Consider the following 16,587-nt stretch of genomic DNA (forward strand, 5'->3'; position numbering starts at 1 on the left):
TTTGGCGACCACCCCCTACCTTGACAGACCTTTGTATTGTAAATTAATATTAACATTTAAAACAGAAAAACAATGAAAAGAAGAATGATGATTTTCGCAGCGACAGGAATGTTAGCCATTGCTGGGGTTGCATATGGTTTTACTTCCTCGCATGAAGGTTGTCCTTTAGAAGGAACGCCTGACTGTCCAAAAATTAATTGCCCATTAGCGGGAACACCTGATTGTCCTTATGACAATGCAAAAACCGCAGAATTGCCAGCTTGTTGCAAGAAAAAGTAACAGTTTTAAAGGAGGCGGAAAAACCGCCTCCTTTTTCTTTCTAAAATAATCTACCGTATGACAGGTAAGGAATATATTGACAAATTCGCCACCGCTGGACTTTTCGTGACAGCAATTTTTTCACCGTGTTGTTTTCCTCTTTATGGCTTTGCATTATCGGCTTTAGGACTCGGTAGTGTTGAATTATTTGGTGGTTACACTTGGTATGTTTTTCAAGGTCTTGTTTTAATAGCTCTCTTCGGACAATATTGGTCATACACTAAACACAAAGATATTTTTCCGTTATTAATCACATTAATAAGTTCATCATTAATTTTTGGCTCATATTATTTTTATTTTTCATTACCGCTAATTTACAGCGGAATGTTTGGACTACTTTTAGCAACTATTGTCAATCATTTTTCAAAACGTAAAGCTAAATCTTGTCCTAATTGCGTTCAGCCATCCAAAGACAATATTTTAATTTTCCAATCTGTTATCACCTGCCCTCATTGTGGACACAGCAAAAAAGAGACTATGCCTCACGACTCTTGCCAATTTTTCTATGACTGTGAAAATTGTAAAAAAGTATTAAAACCAAATCAAGGAGACTGTTGCGTTTATTGTAGCTTCGGGACAGTCAAATGCCCATCAATACAGGCTGGAGCAAGTTGTTGCTGACGGACAACTAAACGACTGAAATAAGGGCAGCACATAACAGCACCTACCCAAAAGTGGCGGTTCAGTACTTCGTATGACAGTTTTTCGTAAATTTGAACGGCAGTTCTCCGAATAAAGTTTAGTGGTTAAATCGCCACCTTCGGGTAGCTGCAAACCGTTACCGCCAATGGTAAAAAACGACCGTGCTACCTTGACAATGACGGTGAAATATTTAACGGTACAGACCAGCTAACAACATTTCGAGCAGACAGAAAAACGGGCGACTCACAGACCGACCCAAGAAAGATTTAATTTTTGCCCACCGCACTCAAAAAAGAACAAGCCCACCCACAATTTTTTGTCCCGGTTTTTGCCCTTCGCTTCGTTTAGCACATTTGCAGGTTAGTTTTTAAAATGCGTTTAGAAAAATACGCATTTTAAAAACTTGCTTCGCACCACCTGCAAAAGAGCTAAACCCCTCACGCAAAACAAAAACGCTTGCCCAAAAAATATTTCCTCCACTATATGACATAAATCATAATTCGTAAAGTCCAAATGCAATTACTTTGCACTGTGCTTTGATAAACATAGTGATGGCAAATACAAAAAAATATACTATAAGAACTCGAATTTGGATTGATGAAGAAACTGGCCCTTTCTTAGGTATAGGTAGAGTTATTCTCCTACAAAAAATTAAAGAAACCGGCTCTATAACAAATGCTGCAAAGGCAATAAAAATGTCATACCGACAAGCTTGGCAATTAGTTGAAGACATGAATACGCGCTCAAATCTTCCTTTAGTAGAAAAAATATTGGGTGGAAAAACTGGTGGAGGAGCAAAAATTACAAAAGCAGGAGAAAATGCTATTGCTCAATTTTATGCACTTGAAAAGCGAGTAATTCATTTCATTAAATCAGAAGCAAAGAACTTAAAATTATAATTTTTTTGTCAAACACTATGCTTATTTAAACACACTGAAAAATTAAAGCAATAAAATAACAAGTTAAATATGAATAACAGAATTTTGAATTTAACAATCGTCCTGTTTGCAATGAGTTTTACTATTCATGCACAAACTGATACAACCAAAACATTTAAACTTGATTTGGAATTTCGACCAAGAATGGAATATAGAGACGGATACCGACAGTTACCAAACGACACCAGCAGTGCTGCCTATTTCGGCACACAGCGTAGCCGTTTGAATTTTACTTATGAACAAAACAAATTCAAATTTCATACTTCTATACAGGATATAAGAGTTTGGGGGCAATATGGACAAAGCTCTACAAGTGGTTCGCTAAATGTATTTGAAGCCTACGTTGAATCGTATTTTACTAAAAACTTATTCATAAGAATGGGGCGACAAAAAGTAGAGTTAGATAATGGAAGAATTTTCTCTGCCGCTAACTGGAGTCAAGCAGGAAGAGCCCATGACGGGATAAACCTTATTTATAAAAATGAAAAAATAACTTCGGAGTTCATGACCTTTTTTAATCAAACATCTGAGAAAATAGTTGAAACGGACTTCTCTCCAGCAACATTTACCAATTATAAAACACTCAATATTCATTACCTTAACCTAAAACTCGGAAAAGGATTTACACTTACCACGATAAACGCAGCTGATGGTTATCAGAGCAAACTAAATACAAAAACTTTATATGTAAGGGGAACAAGTGGCGGGAGAATTGAATATGAAAACGGAAATATTAACGGAACAGTCAGCGGCTATTACCAATATGGAAAACTACAAGCAGGAAACAATATATCCGCTTATTATATTCAACCCGAAATCTCAATTAAATTACAAAAGTTTAAATCTCGTTTGGGCTTTGAGTATATGAGTGGTGATGATGCAACTTTAACATCTAATACATCAAAATCATTTGTTCCCCTTTATGGAGTAGCATGGAAATTTATGGGAAATATGGACTATTTCACTTCATTCCCAAAAGATTTAAAAAATGGTGGATTGTTCAATCCCTATTTATTTCTGTTTTATGAAGTGAATAAAAAAATTACAGTCAGAGCAGATGCACATCTTTTCTTTCTGCAAAACAATGTATCTAATGCCAATATGGAAATTATTGACAAGTATTTGGGCTTTGAAAACGACCTGTCAATAAAATACAAAGCAAACAATTTTACCACAATAGATTTTGGCGTTTCATACATGTTTGCAGAAAAAAGTATGGAAACATTGAAAGGAGGCAATTCCGAACGGACTCCTGTTTGGAGTTATCTCATGATTACATTTAAACCTGAATTATTTAAACAAACAATAAAAATTAAATCCTTATGAAAAAAGTAGCATTATTAATTTTATCTGTAGCTTTATTTGCCTGCAGCAACAACAAATCAGAACAGACTGACAGTGTTGAAATAAAAGTTGAAAAACCTTATGAGGGGCAAAATCTTCTAATATACGTAGGAGCTGCATCAAAACCACCAACCGAAGAAATTGTAGAGCAATTTCAACAAGAAACCGGAGTAACAGTTGAAACCATATTTGGAGGATCTGGTTATGTTATGTCGCAAATGAAACTTTCCGGCAAAGGTGATATTTATTTCCCCGGTTCATCCGACTATATGGAAATTGCGAAAAGAGAAAATTTAGTTTATCCTGAAACAGAGAAGCAGGTTGTTTACTTAGTAAACGCCATCAATGTTCAAAATGGGAATCCGAAAAATATTAAATCTCTAAAAGATTTATGTAAGCCCGGTATCAAGGTGGCCATTGCTAACCCGGAAGGTGTTTGTGTTGGGGCTTATGCTGTGGAGATTCTCGAAAAGAATCTGAATGAAAATGAAATGAAGCAATTTAAAAACAATTTGAGTAATTATACTGAAAGTTGCGATAAAACGGCCTCTGCAATTGCACTAAAAACGGTCGATGCAGTCATTGGCTGGAGCGTGTTTCAATATTGGAATCCTGAAGAAATAGAAACAATTCCTTTGCAACCAAATGAAATAATTCGTATTGGCTATATTCCAATTGCTATTTCAACTTCTACAAAAAACAAGGAATTAGCTCAATACTTTATAGACTATGTCACTGGAGAAAAAGGCAAAGCAATTTTCAAAAAATACAGTTACTTTGCAACTGCCGATGAAGCGAAACAATTTATTGGAGCAGAAAAACCGATTGGTGGGGAATATGTGGTTCCGGAAAACTGGTTGAGTAAATAAAATTTGGATGAAATTAAAACGATTTGCAATAAGCACTGCAATCAGTATTCTATTTATTTATGGAATACTGATTGTTTCCGCATTTTACTTTTTTGATTCTACCACTTTAAATGAAGCCCTTTCAAGCAAAAAGGTTTTTAGTGCTATTTGGATAAGTATTAGTGCTGCAAGCATTGCAACAATTTTAGCTGTTAGCATAGCAATACCATCTGCTTATGCACTGAGCCGTTATTCCTTTTGGCTTAAACCAGCGGTTGACGTAATGCTCGAATTACCAATGATTATTTCACCAGCCGCTTTAGGTGCTTTAATATTAATATTTTTTCAAACCCCTGCGGGTAATTATATTAGAGATAATTACATTGATGTTGTTTACGCATTTTCAGGCATTGTATTGGCACAGTTTATTACAGTATTGGGAATTAGCACAAGAATGATGAAGGCTGTTTTTGATGAAATTCCGGTGCGTTACGAAAATGTCGCAAGAACCTTGGGAGCCAACCAAAGACAAGCATTTTTCAGGGTGTCACTACCACTTGCAAAGAAAGGCATACTTTCATCAGTCATCTTAACCTGGGCCAAAGCCGTGGGCGAATTTGGTGCGACAATTACCGTAGCAGGAAGTATGGCAATGAAAACAGAAACCTTGCCGACCGCAATTTTTATGAAACTTTCAATGGCAGATATTAAAGGCACTGTTGTTTTAATTCTGATACTATTTTTGATTAGTATATTCATGCTTTCATTAGCAAGATTTATTTTGCATCACAAGAAAAATGATTGAACTAAATACCATACTTGTAAACACAGGAAAATTTACACTTGACAATATCTCAACTCATTTTGAGGCGGGCAAATTTCACGTACTCTTAGGTCCAAGCGGAAGTGGTAAAACTATTTTGCTTGAAACTATTGCCGGATTAATAAACCCGAAAAGTGGTACTATAACACTCAATGGCCAGAATATTACAAAATTTTCACCCGAAAACAGAAATCTTTCTTATTTGCCTCAGGATAATGCACTGTTTCCGAATAAAAATGTATTTGAAAATATCGCTTTTGGATTGCGTTTAAAAAATAAGTTATCCGCACAGGAAATTAATGATAAAATCTCCGATATCGCCTTAAAACTTAATATCAGCGACATCCTTTACAGATCCACGGCTAATTTAAGCGGTGGTGAACAACAACGTGTTGCTTTGGCGAGAGCATTAGTCCTTGAAAATCAATTTTTACTTTTAGATGAGCCAACATCATCCTTGCACGAAATAATGCAGGAGACATTTTGTCTTTTACTTAAAGACATTCAACGAAAGTTGAATCTTACCGTTTTAATGACAACACATCATAAGGATAGTGCCTTTTTGCTTGCGGACAAATTACATTTTATCGAAAACGGAAAATTATTACTTAGCATTGAATCTTCAAAAATTACAAGCATCCCAATTCCAATAAAAATTGCATCGCTACTTGGTATTACAAATCTATTTGAAATAAATAAGGTTAAAAATTCAAATAATATTTTTCATTGCCCTCAACTAAATACGAATCTAACGCTCTCCGAAATACCAATCGTTTTTGATCATGAAATTCGATTAGGAGTGAAACCAGTAGATATCCGGGTTATTAAAGAAGAAGAAAAAAACAATTCCCACATCAACAGTTTCAACGCCTATGTAACAGAAATCTTTTACAAAGAAAGTGACGCATTGGTATATTTAACAATTCATGAAACCAGCTTTAATTTAAAAATGGAATTATCTATATATAATTTGAATAAAATGAATATTCAAAAAGGGATTAACATTCAGTGCAAAATAAAGGAGGAACATTCAAGAATCATTTATTAACTTCTCAATTATTTTGTCATACTTTTTGAGCTTGTACACTTTTAGCACATTGACGTCCTCGTTCCTGCGGGCGTCAAAGAGCTAAAGCCGACACGCAAAACAAAAGGATATGCCAAAAGCAACAGCACGGTGAGACAGTAAAAATTCCCTCGCTTCGCAAAAATTAAATCTTTCCCGACCGCTCATAGCCGACAGAAAAAAATCGTTTTTCGAGACAAGTAATCGATCGTTTAAAATCGCTGTAAGCAAGGTGGACAATTACTCGAAGGACAGAACCACAGGCGGTAACATGGGCTAAAATCAAGTGGGCGGAAAGTGCTAAATGAAACATTATCTCTTTTTGCTACTTTTGTGGTAGCGGAAAGTGAAGTGGTTTTTAATGCCCACCAGCTTTTAGCCCAATCCCGTTAGGTTCCATTTGTAACGCACCTGTGTGTGTTAAGCTAGACGTAGCAGTAGAAATTTTTTTTTAAGTTGCGGGACGTTAAAGCAAGGCGTAAAAATTTTTGATTTTTTATTAAATAAATCCTAACCTTTTGTCTAAGCAGTTTTTTGAAAAAAACGTTTTTTAGCAAAACAAAACGGTTAGTGGATTTGGAGTGTTGCGAGTTCACTCGCATAAGTGACAAAGACGCTAAGCGTTTTTGCTTAGACAAAGGTAGCGAAAATTTTTTACAAAGTCAACGGTTTGACAAGGGGTAGACTTTGTTTTTATAAACAAAATCAAAAAATTTTTACCCTTTTTATTTTGTCCCGACAACTTAAAGTTGGCTTTCTAAGACTGCGTCAAGCTGTCGCGCTTGAAGCAATAATAGAAAGCCTAAAATTTCTCCTGTGGACCCTAGACTTTAAAGCTTGACCGCTGCTGCGGTCAGTGCCCAGCAAACGAAACCTAACAACGGCTAAGCACAATGCCTTTTTCTTTTATCTATTGTTACCTTCATTTCATTTCGGTAACTTTGAATATGGAAAAAGGCACTGATGCCTAGCCGTTATCCGTTAGGTTCCATTTGTAACGCACCTGTGTGTGTTAAGCTAGACGTAGCAGTAGAAATTTTTTTTTAAGTTGCGGGACGTTAAAGCAAGGCGTAAAAATTTTTGATTTTTTTATTAAATAAATCCTGACCTTTTGTCTAAGCAGTTTTTTTGAAAAAAAAACGTTTTGAAGCGTTTTGCTTTAGACAAAGGTAGCGAAAATTTTTTACAAAGTCAACGGTTTGACAAGGGGTAGACTTTGTTTTTATAAACAAAATCAAAAATTTTACCCTTTTATTTTGTCCCGACAACTTAAAAGTTGGCTTTCTAAGACTGCGTCAAGCTGTCGCGCTTGAAGCAATAATAGAAAGCCTAAAATTTCTCCTGTGGACCCTAGACTTTAAAAGCTTGACCGCTGCTGCGGTCAGTGCACTCCCAAACGAAACCTAACAACGGCTAAGCACAATGCCTTTTTCTTTTATCTATTGTTACCTTCATTTCATTTCGGTAACTTTGAATATGGAAAAAGGCACTGATGCCTAGCCGTTATCCGTTGTGCGTCATTATAAAAACCGAACCGAATGATAAATTTTTTCAAAAAAAACAAAAACAAAGAAGAAAATAATTTTGACAACTTTCCACCGATTGGAGGACTTATGGTGTCAAAAATGGTAGTTGACAAAAATATCAAACCAAGATTTATGTACCGTGAAAAAAGAACTCGACCAGAAGATAGTGGTTGGAGAATCTTCACTGGTTTTGAATCAGAAGAATATACCGACAATCCCGACAATATTGGAATTTATAATCCTTCAACAATTTTAAAAATTGACCCGTCAATTGAAGATTTGCTATTAAAAGGAATTGGCTCTGTTTACGAAAAAACAGAAAATGACGATTGGTATAAAGTAACAGATTTTGACTTGGAAGATGACTTTATGACAACGCATAGACTAACAGAAGATTGGACAATCGACATCAATAATCTTTTTGAACGTTCCGTTGAACAGGATGGAACCTTATATTATACAACTGGCGACAAATCTATAAGACTTATTGTTTGGAATTCAGAAAAGAATAAGCAAGAGTTGTATGCTGATTACAGTCAAGACATTGAAAACAGAGACCAAACAAAATCGAAAACATTAGACAAATTTGATTTTTCAGACAATGATGTTTCAAGAATTGGGTACTTAATCGAAGAGAATGATGATAAAAAAACATATTCCGTGATTTATGGATTCTCGATAATTGACAAAGAAGTTATACAAATTGCCATATACTTTGACGAAAAGAATGATTTTGATTGGGCAATAAATACGTGGAAAAATATCAAACTGAAAAAATAACGAACGCACAACATCGGTTTGGCAATATGGCGGCTGAAGTGCTTCTATGAAACATTTGTGCAAGGTTCAACAGCAGTAATTCTATTGAACTTTTGTGCTAAAAATCCGCCACATCGCCAAGCCGAAAAACGTTAGTGCCAATGGCTCGACAGCCGACAAGTTATAAGTAATGTTAGAGGAATTCAAAATTCTCATCAGAACAGACCAGTTATAAAGTTAAAATAGACCATTAATATTTTGTTTTGATATGTTCAGACTAATCAGTAAATTAATAGCTAGCAAAAATTATCAGATATCAAACGTGCCCAAATTACAAAATAAGCAACTAAGAATAATTATTTGTTTAATAATAGCTCTAGCGTTTCCGTTCCAAAGTTGCAAGAAAAAGAAAGCACCTGAAAGCAAAACATACACAGTTAGATATGAAGCTGTATCGAATCAAAATAATTGGGATGCAGCTTTTAAGTACTCTAATTTAAATGGTAGCTATAACACGGAATATAAGACATTACAACAGCATTATTATTGGACTAAACAGGTTTCTGGAAAAAGCGGAGACAGAGTTTATTTACAAGGAACTTCTACCAGCTATGGGGTCAGTTTTGATATGAATGTGTATTTGAATGGAGCGCTGACAAAAACCGCGTCCCAAACCTTCTCCGTTGGTAATCCGACAAATATTGGAATAAGTCCAGAAATTGACTTTATTCTAGATTGAAATTAAACTCGTCCAACAAAACTGTTCATAAAGCACACTTATAACACACCGACAAATGAAACGACAATTTAAATATTGCTGGATAATTCTAATCGTGGCGGGTTTTTTGACGACCAGTTGTTAAAAGTATACTTGTGTTTGTACAATCACGACTTCAAATAATCAAAATGGTGGCAGTGGACAAAGGACTGTTAAAGGATCAAAAAGTAAGGCGGAGGAAAAATGTAAGAACTATTCAACTGGGCCGGACCAAAATGGTGACGCTGCTAATTGCACCATCTACTGACTTTATTTACATCAGACATTGTAATCGGACAAGTAAGCCACTGGCACTAACACAGGGCTTGCGTCAGCGGGCTGAATGTTCATCGCTCGCGCGCTGACATTCAAGGCCCGCACGGCGGACATTTTTATGCGGCTCGCTAAAAAAGTTTTATCTTTAAATAAACAGTTTTGGGTTGGGACGGTTTGATCTTTGAAAGTCCGCCGAACGCAAGCCCTGAAACCGTTATAACTAAGCCGCTGGACGACATCTATGAAAAAAATATTTTGCATAATTATTTTCATTTCGTTCTCAATCCAAGTCCTCGGACAGACTTCAACTAAAATTGGAAAAGAAGTTTATGACAACAACTGTACCTCTCTGAAAGAAATCGGAATTGTAATGTTTGACGAGTTGGACATTACTGAAAAAGAGTTTACAAATTATGTTGCGACGAATTTCAATAAAAATTTCCCGAAGACAACTGTTGAACTAAATATTGTTATTGACAGCGACGCAAAGACCTGCTGCCGACGTTTATTTATTTCAGACTCGACAAAAATGGACAGTAAACAAATTACCACGTTAAAAAACATAGTTCTCAAATTTCCAAAGTATAATAAAATAAAATTTGCGCTCAACGAAAAGACAAAATACCTTACTATTTTAATAAGCGGTGACAAAAAAGGTAAAACGACCGCTTATTTATTAGGCGGACATCGCGCCGGCCAATAAAAACTGTGTGCAGCGGCCAAGTTATAACAGCAAATTCGCCCAATGCGGCGGGACAGGGTCATCGCTCGCGCGCAACATTTCGGCCACTTCGTGACATTTGTTTGCGGCTCGCTAAAAAACATTTATCTTTAAATAAACATTTGTGGGTTAAGACAGGTGATGCTTCGAAAGTCGCACTGGGCAAATTCGCAAACCGTTATGCGGCATTTTTGGACGGACTCTTCTGCAGACAATTTTTCGGACAAATAAACGTTCTCGTAATAAAAAACATCATGACAAGACTTTCGACTTTTATCTTGACAATTTTCGGACTTGCAATTTTGACTACTAGTTGTGACAGACCCGTTTGCAAAAACACAAATCCCATCTTCGACAAATATTCTCCAGACGCCAAAGAGTATAAGGACGAATTGGCTAAACAATTAGCGACCATTGACAGATCCAAGCTGACCTATTGGATGGACACTTACCAAGAAAACAACGATGCAAAACTCATCAACGTTCATATTCAAGGTGACGGACTTTGCGCTAAAATTGTCCTGACATTAAATGGCTCCGACAAAGGCATTGAAGGTATAGTAAAAAACAAAGGCATGGGCTATCGCGGTGCTGAACTTGAAGACTTAAAGTTCGACATCAAACAAGACAGTACATCGACAGAATTTGTTTTTCAAGAAATCAGCGGAATTGTTGACTAAGCTGTGTGTCAAAAACGACCGCATAACACGGGCTAAAAAAAATGCGGCGGACGTACTAACAAAAACATTAGTATCTTTATATACACATTTTAGGGTGTAGACAGAGGAAGCTCCGAAAGCCGCACTTTTCTTAGCCCGAAAACGTTAGCAGCAACCCAAACAGACGTATACCGACAATTACAAACAGACAATAAAATGGAATATACAGAACTTGACCATTTAAAAGACAAAGAGCAAATCGTAACTGACATTTACGAGAAATTAATCACTGAACTACACAAATTCGGACAAATAAAAGTTGAACCGAAAAAGACAAGCATTCATCTTGGAAACAGATTTGGATTTGCAGGCGTATACACTCGTAAAGACTATATTAACCTTGAAGTTCATTTAAACTACAAACTGACCAGCGACAGAGTATCAAAAATTGAACAAGGTTCTACAAATCGTTTTCACCATACAATCAAGTTGACAAAAACCAAAGACATAGACAAGGAATTATTAACTTGGCTCAGAGAAGCCTACGAAATAAAAAAATAGACAGATGAATAATATTATCAAAGGACTTATTGCAGGAACAATTTTTGGAATAGTTTCAATAATTCCAATGTTCTTTATGACATTTGAAGACAAAACAAGAGCAATAACTGCTTCATTTATAAGCAGATTTGCAATTGGCTTTATTATTTTTAATATGGAACTTCCAATTCCTAATTGGCTTAAAGGTGGTCTTGTTGGACTTGTTTTGAGTTTGCCAGACGCTATTGTAACCAAACAATATGCACCAATACTTGGACTTGGACTAATTGGTGGAATTGTATGTGGACTATTAGCAAAATAAAATCGGAAAACAATAGACAGAAAATGGGCAGCTGCTAACAGGGGTTTGAACGCAATGGGGGCAGAAGTAGTAAATTCAGCATTTGTACTTCTATTAAACTTTTGTGGTTTATTGAACATTTGCACTTCTAATTCCCCCACTGCGTCAAGCCCCAAACCGTTATCGGCAACCCTCTACGACCGAAACGACAGTAGTAAATTGACAGAGAAAACCACACACTTCTGCAAAGTCAAAAGAGCTGCAAGCCTACACACAAGCCAACGCATTTGCAGCACATTTGCCTTTGCCCGACCAGACCACCGACAAACGGGGCAATTTGCTATTTTTACAATTTCATTTAAGTGTTTGCTTAAATACGAAAACTATTATTATCTTTGCCCCGAAAAACAAAACAACGATGGACAAAAACACCTGTATTAGAGTATTTGCCGACCAAGAGCAAATAGACCATTGCAAAAAAATATTGACCGAGAATTCTTACACTTTTGCTTCGTTGGGTAAAGTGCTTGAATTGGCAGGAAACGAAGTGCGTTTAAAAATCCTGTTTCTTTTGGAAGAAGAAAACGAATTATGCCCTTGCGACCTAAGCGATATTCTGGGTATGAGTATTCCTGCGGTATCTCAGCACTTGCGAAAAATGAAAGACGGTAACATTGTTCAAACAAGGCGTTCGGGACAAACCATTTTTTATTCTTTAAAACCCGAACACCTTGAAATACTCAAACCATTTTTCAAACACATTTCAAAACAATCATTAAAAACGCAAACAGTATAAATCCTAATTATTCACAATAAAATTCATTAAAAATGAAAAAAATCCTTTTCTCACTAATTGCACTATCTGCAATTACATTCAATGCTTGTAACAATAGCAATTCAGGAACAGCACAAAACGAAGTGGTCAACTTCTATGATGTGCCGCTTGTGTGCGGTGCCGCACCGCATATTGGTTGCGGGAGTAAAGCAAAACCTATTTTGCTTGGTTTAGAGAAAAAAAATGATGTTGTAAAAGAAGCGTGGCTGAACCGTGAAGGAACTGTGATTGCTATTGTTTGGAATGAAAATGTTTCTGCCGAATTAAAAACAAAAACTTCTGATGCCATTTTTAAAGAGAACAAGATGGATGTAACATTGCTTTCGGAAAATGAACATAGAAAAATGTTAATCGATTTTGAACAAAAGAAAAATTGGTATCGTGGTGCGGAAGTAGATAAATTGAGTATGGAAGAAGCAGCCATAATCGCTGAACGATTGGTTAAACGCATTAATGCAAAAACACCTTTAACAAAGGAAAAATCAGGAGTACTACAACAAGCTATTACTAATAATTTTAAAACCACTTTTAAAGCTATTAACTCAACTTTAAATATCAATACGGACGAGAAAAAAGCGATGGAAACCTATAAACAAAAATTTGAAACTGAAATTTTAGAAATAGGAAAAAAATACCTGAACGAAACCGAAATGATAGCACTAAAAGATGCTATTGCAAACGGTTTAACACCTACTGAAGATGAAAACAAAGAATTAAAATCTTGCGAAAAAAAGAATAAAGATAAATGTTGTAAAAAATAGAAAATACCTGCAATGAAAATACCCAATAACATAGACAAATTAGGAACGGCTGGACTTTTCCTGACTGCAATATTTTCACCTTGCTGTTTTCCACTGTTTGCATTTGCAGCATCGGCACTCGGACTTGGTAGTGCCGAACTTTTTGGCGGTTGGACAATGTGGGTTTTTCAAGCAATGGTTTTTATTTCAGTTGGCGGACTGTACATTTCGTATCGCAGACACCGTTGTATGTATCCGCTAATGACTGCAATTCCAAGCGGACTTTTCATTTTTTACGCTTATCACTTTAACGACAGCGACTACTGGCCATATTTTCTTTATGCAGGTATGTTCGGACTTTTAATAGCTACCATTTGGAATTACAGACGAAATAAAATGCACGGCAGTTGTAATACTTGTGCAACATACAATGGCAAGACCGTTGAACTGCAATCTACAATTACTTGCCCAAACTGTGGACACAAAAAAACAGAAATAATGCCGACCGATGCTTGTGAGTTTTTTTACGAGTGTGAAAATTGTAAGGTCAGAATAAAACCATTGCAAGGCGACTGTTGTGTGTATTGTAGCTACGGGACAGTGAAATGCCCACCAATACAAGCAGGAGACAGTTGTTGTTGAAATTAACAGGACACCGCATTTGCAAGCACATTTCCATTTTTTGCATCTCACAAATCCGACCGAAAAAATGTAAAAGAGCTTGCAACCAGCGCACAGAGACACTACAAACTTGACACAGTACCACTACGAAAGACGGAAGGGCAGCCGATAACAGCGGTTTGGCAAAAGTGGCGGTTCAGTGCTTCGTAGGACAGTTTTGTGGGTATATAAACTTTAGTGCTTCGTATGCAAGTTGGTGCTGAAAATCGCCACCTTCGCCAAGCCGCAAACCGTTATGCGGCATGCTATGACAACCATAAACGAATGAAATACTATCAATTATTTATAGACACTGACAATAATGCTGAAACTTATAATAGAGTGACAGAACTATTAGGACTTCAGCCGACTGAAAGTGAAAAGGACAAGACTTCCGAAGACAGATATAGCTCATGGATGTATATGGTGACAGAAACTGAAAATGACCCATACTATGATTTTATTAATAACTTTCTAGACATTTTAGAACCCAAATATGGTGACCTTGAAAAACTTGGTGTGACAAGAGATAAAATTTTGTTTTGGATGCTTTATGAATATGATCAACAATGCGGAATGGAATTTCATCCTCAAGAAATGACAAGACTTGGACAAAATGGAATTCATTTGAATATTGACTGTTGGACAAACAATACGGAAGAAAGCACGACCGCATAACACGGGTTTTGCGTCAGGCGGGCAGACGTGCAAAATTGGAGCTTTGTGCTTCGATGAAACTTTAGAAATTCATTGAAACTTTGTGCTTCAAAATCCCGCCCGAACGCAAAGCCCGAAACCGTTAGGTTCCATTTGTAACGCACCTGTGTGTGTTAAGCTAGACGTAGCAGTAGAAATTTTTTTTTAAGTTGCGGGACGTTAAAGCAAGGCGTAAAAATTTTTGATTTTTTATTAAATAAATCCTGACCTTTTGTCTAAGCAGTTTTTGAAAAAAAACGTTTTGCCTTTAGCAAAACAAAACGATTAGTGGATTTGGAGTGTTGCGAGTGCACTCGCATAAGTGACAAAGACGCTAAGCGTTTTTGCTTAGACAAAGGTAGCGAAAATTTTTACAAAGTCAACGGTTTGACAAGGGGTAGACTTTGTTTTATAAACAAAATCAAAATTTTTACCCTTTTATTTTGTCCCGACAACTAAAGTTGGCTTTCTAAGACTGCGTCAAGCTGTCGCGCTTGAAGCAATAATAGAAAGCCTAAAATTTCTCCTGTGGACCCTAGACTTTAAAAGCTTGACCGCTGCTGCGGTCAGTGCGCCACAAACGAAACCTAACAACGGCTAAGCACAATGCCTTTTTCTTTTATCTATTGTTACCTTCATTTCATTTCGGTAACTTTGAATATGGAAAAAGGCACTGATGCCTAGCCGTTATCCGTTATAACCAATGGCGGCGGACTTTCGCTCCGTAGACAACTTTACGGTAGACAATAAACTTTTCGTCCGGCCTTTAAGGACAGCTTTAATTTTCCATAAACACATTTTAGGTAAATAGACAGGTGTACTTGTTATTGCTTTTCTTTCGCTCTTCGGGCGGACACGCCCGTTAGTGCAGCTATCGCGACATCCCAACGCACTTTTGTGGTTTTTGCAAAACCATTTTGGCTCACGCTTGCTGCGGTCATTTGTAATTTTTCCGCTACGCTCCAAAATTCCAAATCACCTCGCGCAAACGCACACTATATTGTGCGGGGCGATAGCCCCGCTTTTGTGCACGTGGCTCCGCCCATAAAGTGCGCTTGCGGTATTTTTTTTGTTTAAAACTTGTTAGTGCATTTTTAATATAATTTTTGGTCAAAAATAAATTTTTTTCATTGTCATGTGAAAATATGGACTATATTTGTTTAGGGATTCCTTCTAATTTTTTCTTCAGCACTTCTTTAATTTTTCTTATAAGCGGTAGCCGAAAAGCTTTATCAAAGAGTAGGCAAATATAAAACTACTTAAAATGGCAATCGGAACATTTAACCCTTATCCTTTAATAGGAAATCAATTAGTCGCAGGCATGGACGCTGTCTCTGCAGCAGTTACTCCAACCTCAAGCGTAGATGAGTTTGTAAACGCAATTTACAATTACATTCAACCTATTTTTTATCCCTCGACTGCTGGCACGGCTATCCCGTCTCAACTTGAGATAGAAATTAAATCAGTAATTTATAACGTCATAAATGCATATAGCAGTAAAGTAATCAATAAATTACCTTGGACTGCTCAGCAAATGAACTTCATTAGCATGATGCTTGGTCTTACTACAACTAATAATGTTCCGATTAATGCAATTGATACATGGTTTAATGATATTCAAAATAATATTTCGGATGCGAATCAATCAATTGATGATCAAACCCCTCTTTTGTTGGGCATTAGATGTGGTACAAGTATTTATGCCTATTGGAATCGCAAGGTAGCGACACCTGGTTCTTGGTCAGCATTCTTTCAAACACCCGCACCATTAAATTATGCAAACATCCCATTGTGGTCTACTGCTTGTATAGAAGGCGCGCTCATTGGAGCAAATGCAAGTGAAAAGGGACTCATTGCACCTACCACGGACATTACTAGCGTAAACATAATTTCTGCTCTCATTGGAGCCATTGCAATTGGCGCAGGAAAAGTTATTTTTAGATGGGTTCCTGAAATTCTTCCGCTTGAATTAGTTGAAGAAACATTTATCGGTGGATTTTCTCCTGCATTTGGTTCAGGACTACAGGCATTTGGGATTGGGAAAAATGAAAAGGACTGCAAAGAGAACACTAAATGTGTTAATAAAGGAGATTGCTCAAATAACGGTTGTACAAATTGGCAATGTACGGTAAAATAAT

18 protein-coding genes are annotated in these 16,587 nt (G+C 36.6%); all 18 read left to right on the forward strand.

Annotation, left to right across the window (positions count from 1 at the left end; genetic code table 11):
- The first annotated feature begins 72 nt into the window (after nucleotides 1-72).
- The 18 genes from IPM51_10430 (at nucleotide 73) to IPM51_10515 (ending at nucleotide 16,586) form a co-directional block, all read left to right on the forward strand.
- On the forward strand, nucleotides 73-279 hold the full coding sequence (locus IPM51_10430; protein ID MBK9284717.1) for a hypothetical protein: 207 nt from the start codon (nucleotides 73-75) through the stop codon (nucleotides 277-279).
- A gap of 456 nt (nucleotides 280-735) precedes the next feature.
- A complete protein-coding gene (locus tag IPM51_10435) occupies nucleotides 736-939 on the forward strand; it encodes a hypothetical protein (GenBank protein ID MBK9284718.1) in 204 nt (67 codons plus the stop codon).
- A gap of 572 nt (nucleotides 940-1,511) precedes the next feature.
- Nucleotides 1,512-1,859: a LysR family transcriptional regulator gene (locus tag IPM51_10440; GenBank protein ID MBK9284719.1), complete on the forward strand. Its 348-nt coding sequence runs from the start codon at nucleotides 1,512-1,514 to the stop codon at nucleotides 1,857-1,859.
- A 111-nt stretch (nucleotides 1,860-1,970) separates the two neighbouring features.
- Complete coding sequence (locus IPM51_10445) at nucleotides 1,971-3,224, forward strand: alginate export family protein (protein MBK9284720.1); 1,254 nt, start codon at nucleotides 1,971-1,973, stop codon at nucleotides 3,222-3,224.
- Nucleotides 3,221-4,111 (forward strand): molybdate ABC transporter substrate-binding protein, encoded by an 891-nt coding sequence (modA, locus tag IPM51_10450; protein ID MBK9284721.1) that lies wholly within the window; start codon nucleotides 3,221-3,223, stop codon nucleotides 4,109-4,111. Before IPM51_10445 ends, modA begins: the two co-directional genes overlap by 4 nt.
- 7 nt (nucleotides 4,112-4,118) lie before the next feature.
- Nucleotides 4,119-4,895: an ABC transporter permease subunit gene (locus tag IPM51_10455; protein MBK9284722.1), complete on the forward strand. Its 777-nt coding sequence runs from the start codon at nucleotides 4,119-4,121 to the stop codon at nucleotides 4,893-4,895.
- Nucleotides 4,888-5,961 (forward strand): ATP-binding cassette domain-containing protein, encoded by a 1,074-nt coding sequence (locus IPM51_10460; GenBank protein MBK9284723.1) that lies wholly within the window; start codon nucleotides 4,888-4,890, stop codon nucleotides 5,959-5,961. The genes IPM51_10455 and IPM51_10460 overlap by 8 nt, the downstream gene beginning before the upstream one ends.
- A gap of 1,556 nt (nucleotides 5,962-7,517) precedes the next feature.
- On the forward strand, nucleotides 7,518-8,285 hold the full coding sequence (locus IPM51_10465; protein ID MBK9284724.1) for a DUF2185 domain-containing protein: 768 nt from the start codon (nucleotides 7,518-7,520) through the stop codon (nucleotides 8,283-8,285).
- 247 nt (nucleotides 8,286-8,532) lie between these two features.
- A complete protein-coding gene (locus IPM51_10470; protein ID MBK9284725.1) occupies nucleotides 8,533-9,003 on the forward strand; it encodes a hypothetical protein in 471 nt (156 codons plus the stop codon).
- A gap of 535 nt (nucleotides 9,004-9,538) precedes the next feature.
- Entirely contained in the window at nucleotides 9,539-10,000 is a 462-nt protein-coding gene (locus IPM51_10475) for a hypothetical protein (protein ID MBK9284726.1), read from the forward strand.
- Nucleotides 10,001-10,005: 5 nt separating this feature from the next.
- A complete protein-coding gene (locus IPM51_10480) occupies nucleotides 10,006-10,698 on the forward strand; it encodes a hypothetical protein (protein MBK9284727.1) in 693 nt (230 codons plus the stop codon).
- 195 nt (nucleotides 10,699-10,893) lie between these two features.
- The gene (locus IPM51_10485) at nucleotides 10,894-11,238 is read left to right on the forward strand and encodes a hypothetical protein (protein ID MBK9284728.1); all 345 of its coding nucleotides are present in this window, start codon (nucleotides 10,894-10,896) and stop codon (nucleotides 11,236-11,238) included.
- 4 nt (nucleotides 11,239-11,242) lie between these two features.
- A complete protein-coding gene (locus IPM51_10490) occupies nucleotides 11,243-11,539 on the forward strand; it encodes a hypothetical protein (GenBank protein ID MBK9284729.1) in 297 nt (98 codons plus the stop codon).
- A gap of 397 nt (nucleotides 11,540-11,936) precedes the next feature.
- Complete coding sequence (locus IPM51_10495; protein MBK9284730.1) at nucleotides 11,937-12,314, forward strand: helix-turn-helix transcriptional regulator; 378 nt, start codon at nucleotides 11,937-11,939, stop codon at nucleotides 12,312-12,314.
- Between the two features lie 32 nt (nucleotides 12,315-12,346).
- Nucleotides 12,347-13,114 (forward strand): hypothetical protein, encoded by a 768-nt coding sequence (locus tag IPM51_10500; GenBank protein ID MBK9284731.1) that lies wholly within the window; start codon nucleotides 12,347-12,349, stop codon nucleotides 13,112-13,114.
- A 12-nt stretch (nucleotides 13,115-13,126) separates the two neighbouring features.
- Nucleotides 13,127-13,735, forward strand: coding sequence for a MerC domain-containing protein (locus IPM51_10505; GenBank protein MBK9284732.1), 609 nt, complete (start codon nucleotides 13,127-13,129; stop codon nucleotides 13,733-13,735).
- A gap of 225 nt (nucleotides 13,736-13,960) precedes the next feature.
- On the forward strand, nucleotides 13,961-14,431 hold the full coding sequence (locus IPM51_10510) for a DUF4279 domain-containing protein (GenBank protein MBK9284733.1): 471 nt from the start codon (nucleotides 13,961-13,963) through the stop codon (nucleotides 14,429-14,431).
- A 1,282-nt stretch (nucleotides 14,432-15,713) separates the two neighbouring features.
- Nucleotides 15,714-16,586 carry a hypothetical protein gene (locus IPM51_10515; protein ID MBK9284734.1) on the forward strand — a complete coding sequence of 291 codons (873 nt, stop codon included), beginning with the start codon at nucleotides 15,714-15,716 and terminating at the stop codon, nucleotides 16,584-16,586.
- The last annotated feature ends 1 nt before the right edge of the window (nucleotide 16,587 follow it).

It is taken from the genome of Sphingobacteriaceae bacterium (assembly GCA_016715905.1).
Taxonomy (GTDB): Bacteria; Bacteroidota; Bacteroidia; order B-17B0; family Aurantibacillaceae; genus Aurantibacillus.

What these genes read in the sequence shown, in the direction of transcription:
- IPM51_10430 (MBK9284717.1), top strand. Translation starts at nt 73, where the DNA reads ATGAAAAGAAGAATGATGATTTTCGCAGCGACAGGAATGTTAGCCATT.
- IPM51_10440 (MBK9284719.1), top strand. Translation starts at nt 1,512, where the DNA reads ATGGCAAATACAAAAAAATATACTATAAGAACTCGAATTTGGATTGAT.
- IPM51_10445 (MBK9284720.1), top strand. Translation starts at nt 1,971, where the DNA reads ATGAGTTTTACTATTCATGCACAAACTGATACAACCAAAACATTTAAA.
- modA (MBK9284721.1), top strand. Translation starts at nt 3,221, where the DNA reads ATGAAAAAAGTAGCATTATTAATTTTATCTGTAGCTTTATTTGCCTGC.
- IPM51_10455 (MBK9284722.1), top strand. Translation starts at nt 4,119, where the DNA reads ATGAAATTAAAACGATTTGCAATAAGCACTGCAATCAGTATTCTATTT.
- IPM51_10460 (MBK9284723.1), top strand. Translation starts at nt 4,888, where the DNA reads ATGATTGAACTAAATACCATACTTGTAAACACAGGAAAATTTACACTT.
- IPM51_10465 (MBK9284724.1), top strand. Translation starts at nt 7,518, where the DNA reads ATGATAAATTTTTTCAAAAAAAACAAAAACAAAGAAGAAAATAATTTT.
- IPM51_10470 (MBK9284725.1), top strand. Translation starts at nt 8,533, where the DNA reads ATGTTCAGACTAATCAGTAAATTAATAGCTAGCAAAAATTATCAGATA.
- IPM51_10475 (MBK9284726.1), top strand. Translation starts at nt 9,539, where the DNA reads ATGAAAAAAATATTTTGCATAATTATTTTCATTTCGTTCTCAATCCAA.
- IPM51_10485 (MBK9284728.1), top strand. Translation starts at nt 10,894, where the DNA reads ATGGAATATACAGAACTTGACCATTTAAAAGACAAAGAGCAAATCGTA.
- IPM51_10490 (MBK9284729.1), top strand. Translation starts at nt 11,243, where the DNA reads ATGAATAATATTATCAAAGGACTTATTGCAGGAACAATTTTTGGAATA.
- IPM51_10495 (MBK9284730.1), top strand. Translation starts at nt 11,937, where the DNA reads ATGGACAAAAACACCTGTATTAGAGTATTTGCCGACCAAGAGCAAATA.
- IPM51_10500 (MBK9284731.1), top strand. Translation starts at nt 12,347, where the DNA reads ATGAAAAAAATCCTTTTCTCACTAATTGCACTATCTGCAATTACATTC.
- IPM51_10505 (MBK9284732.1), top strand. Translation starts at nt 13,127, where the DNA reads ATGAAAATACCCAATAACATAGACAAATTAGGAACGGCTGGACTTTTC.
- IPM51_10510 (MBK9284733.1), top strand. Translation starts at nt 13,961, where the DNA reads ATGCAAGTTGGTGCTGAAAATCGCCACCTTCGCCAAGCCGCAAACCGT.
- IPM51_10515 (MBK9284734.1), top strand. Translation starts at nt 15,714, where the DNA reads ATGGCAATCGGAACATTTAACCCTTATCCTTTAATAGGAAATCAATTA.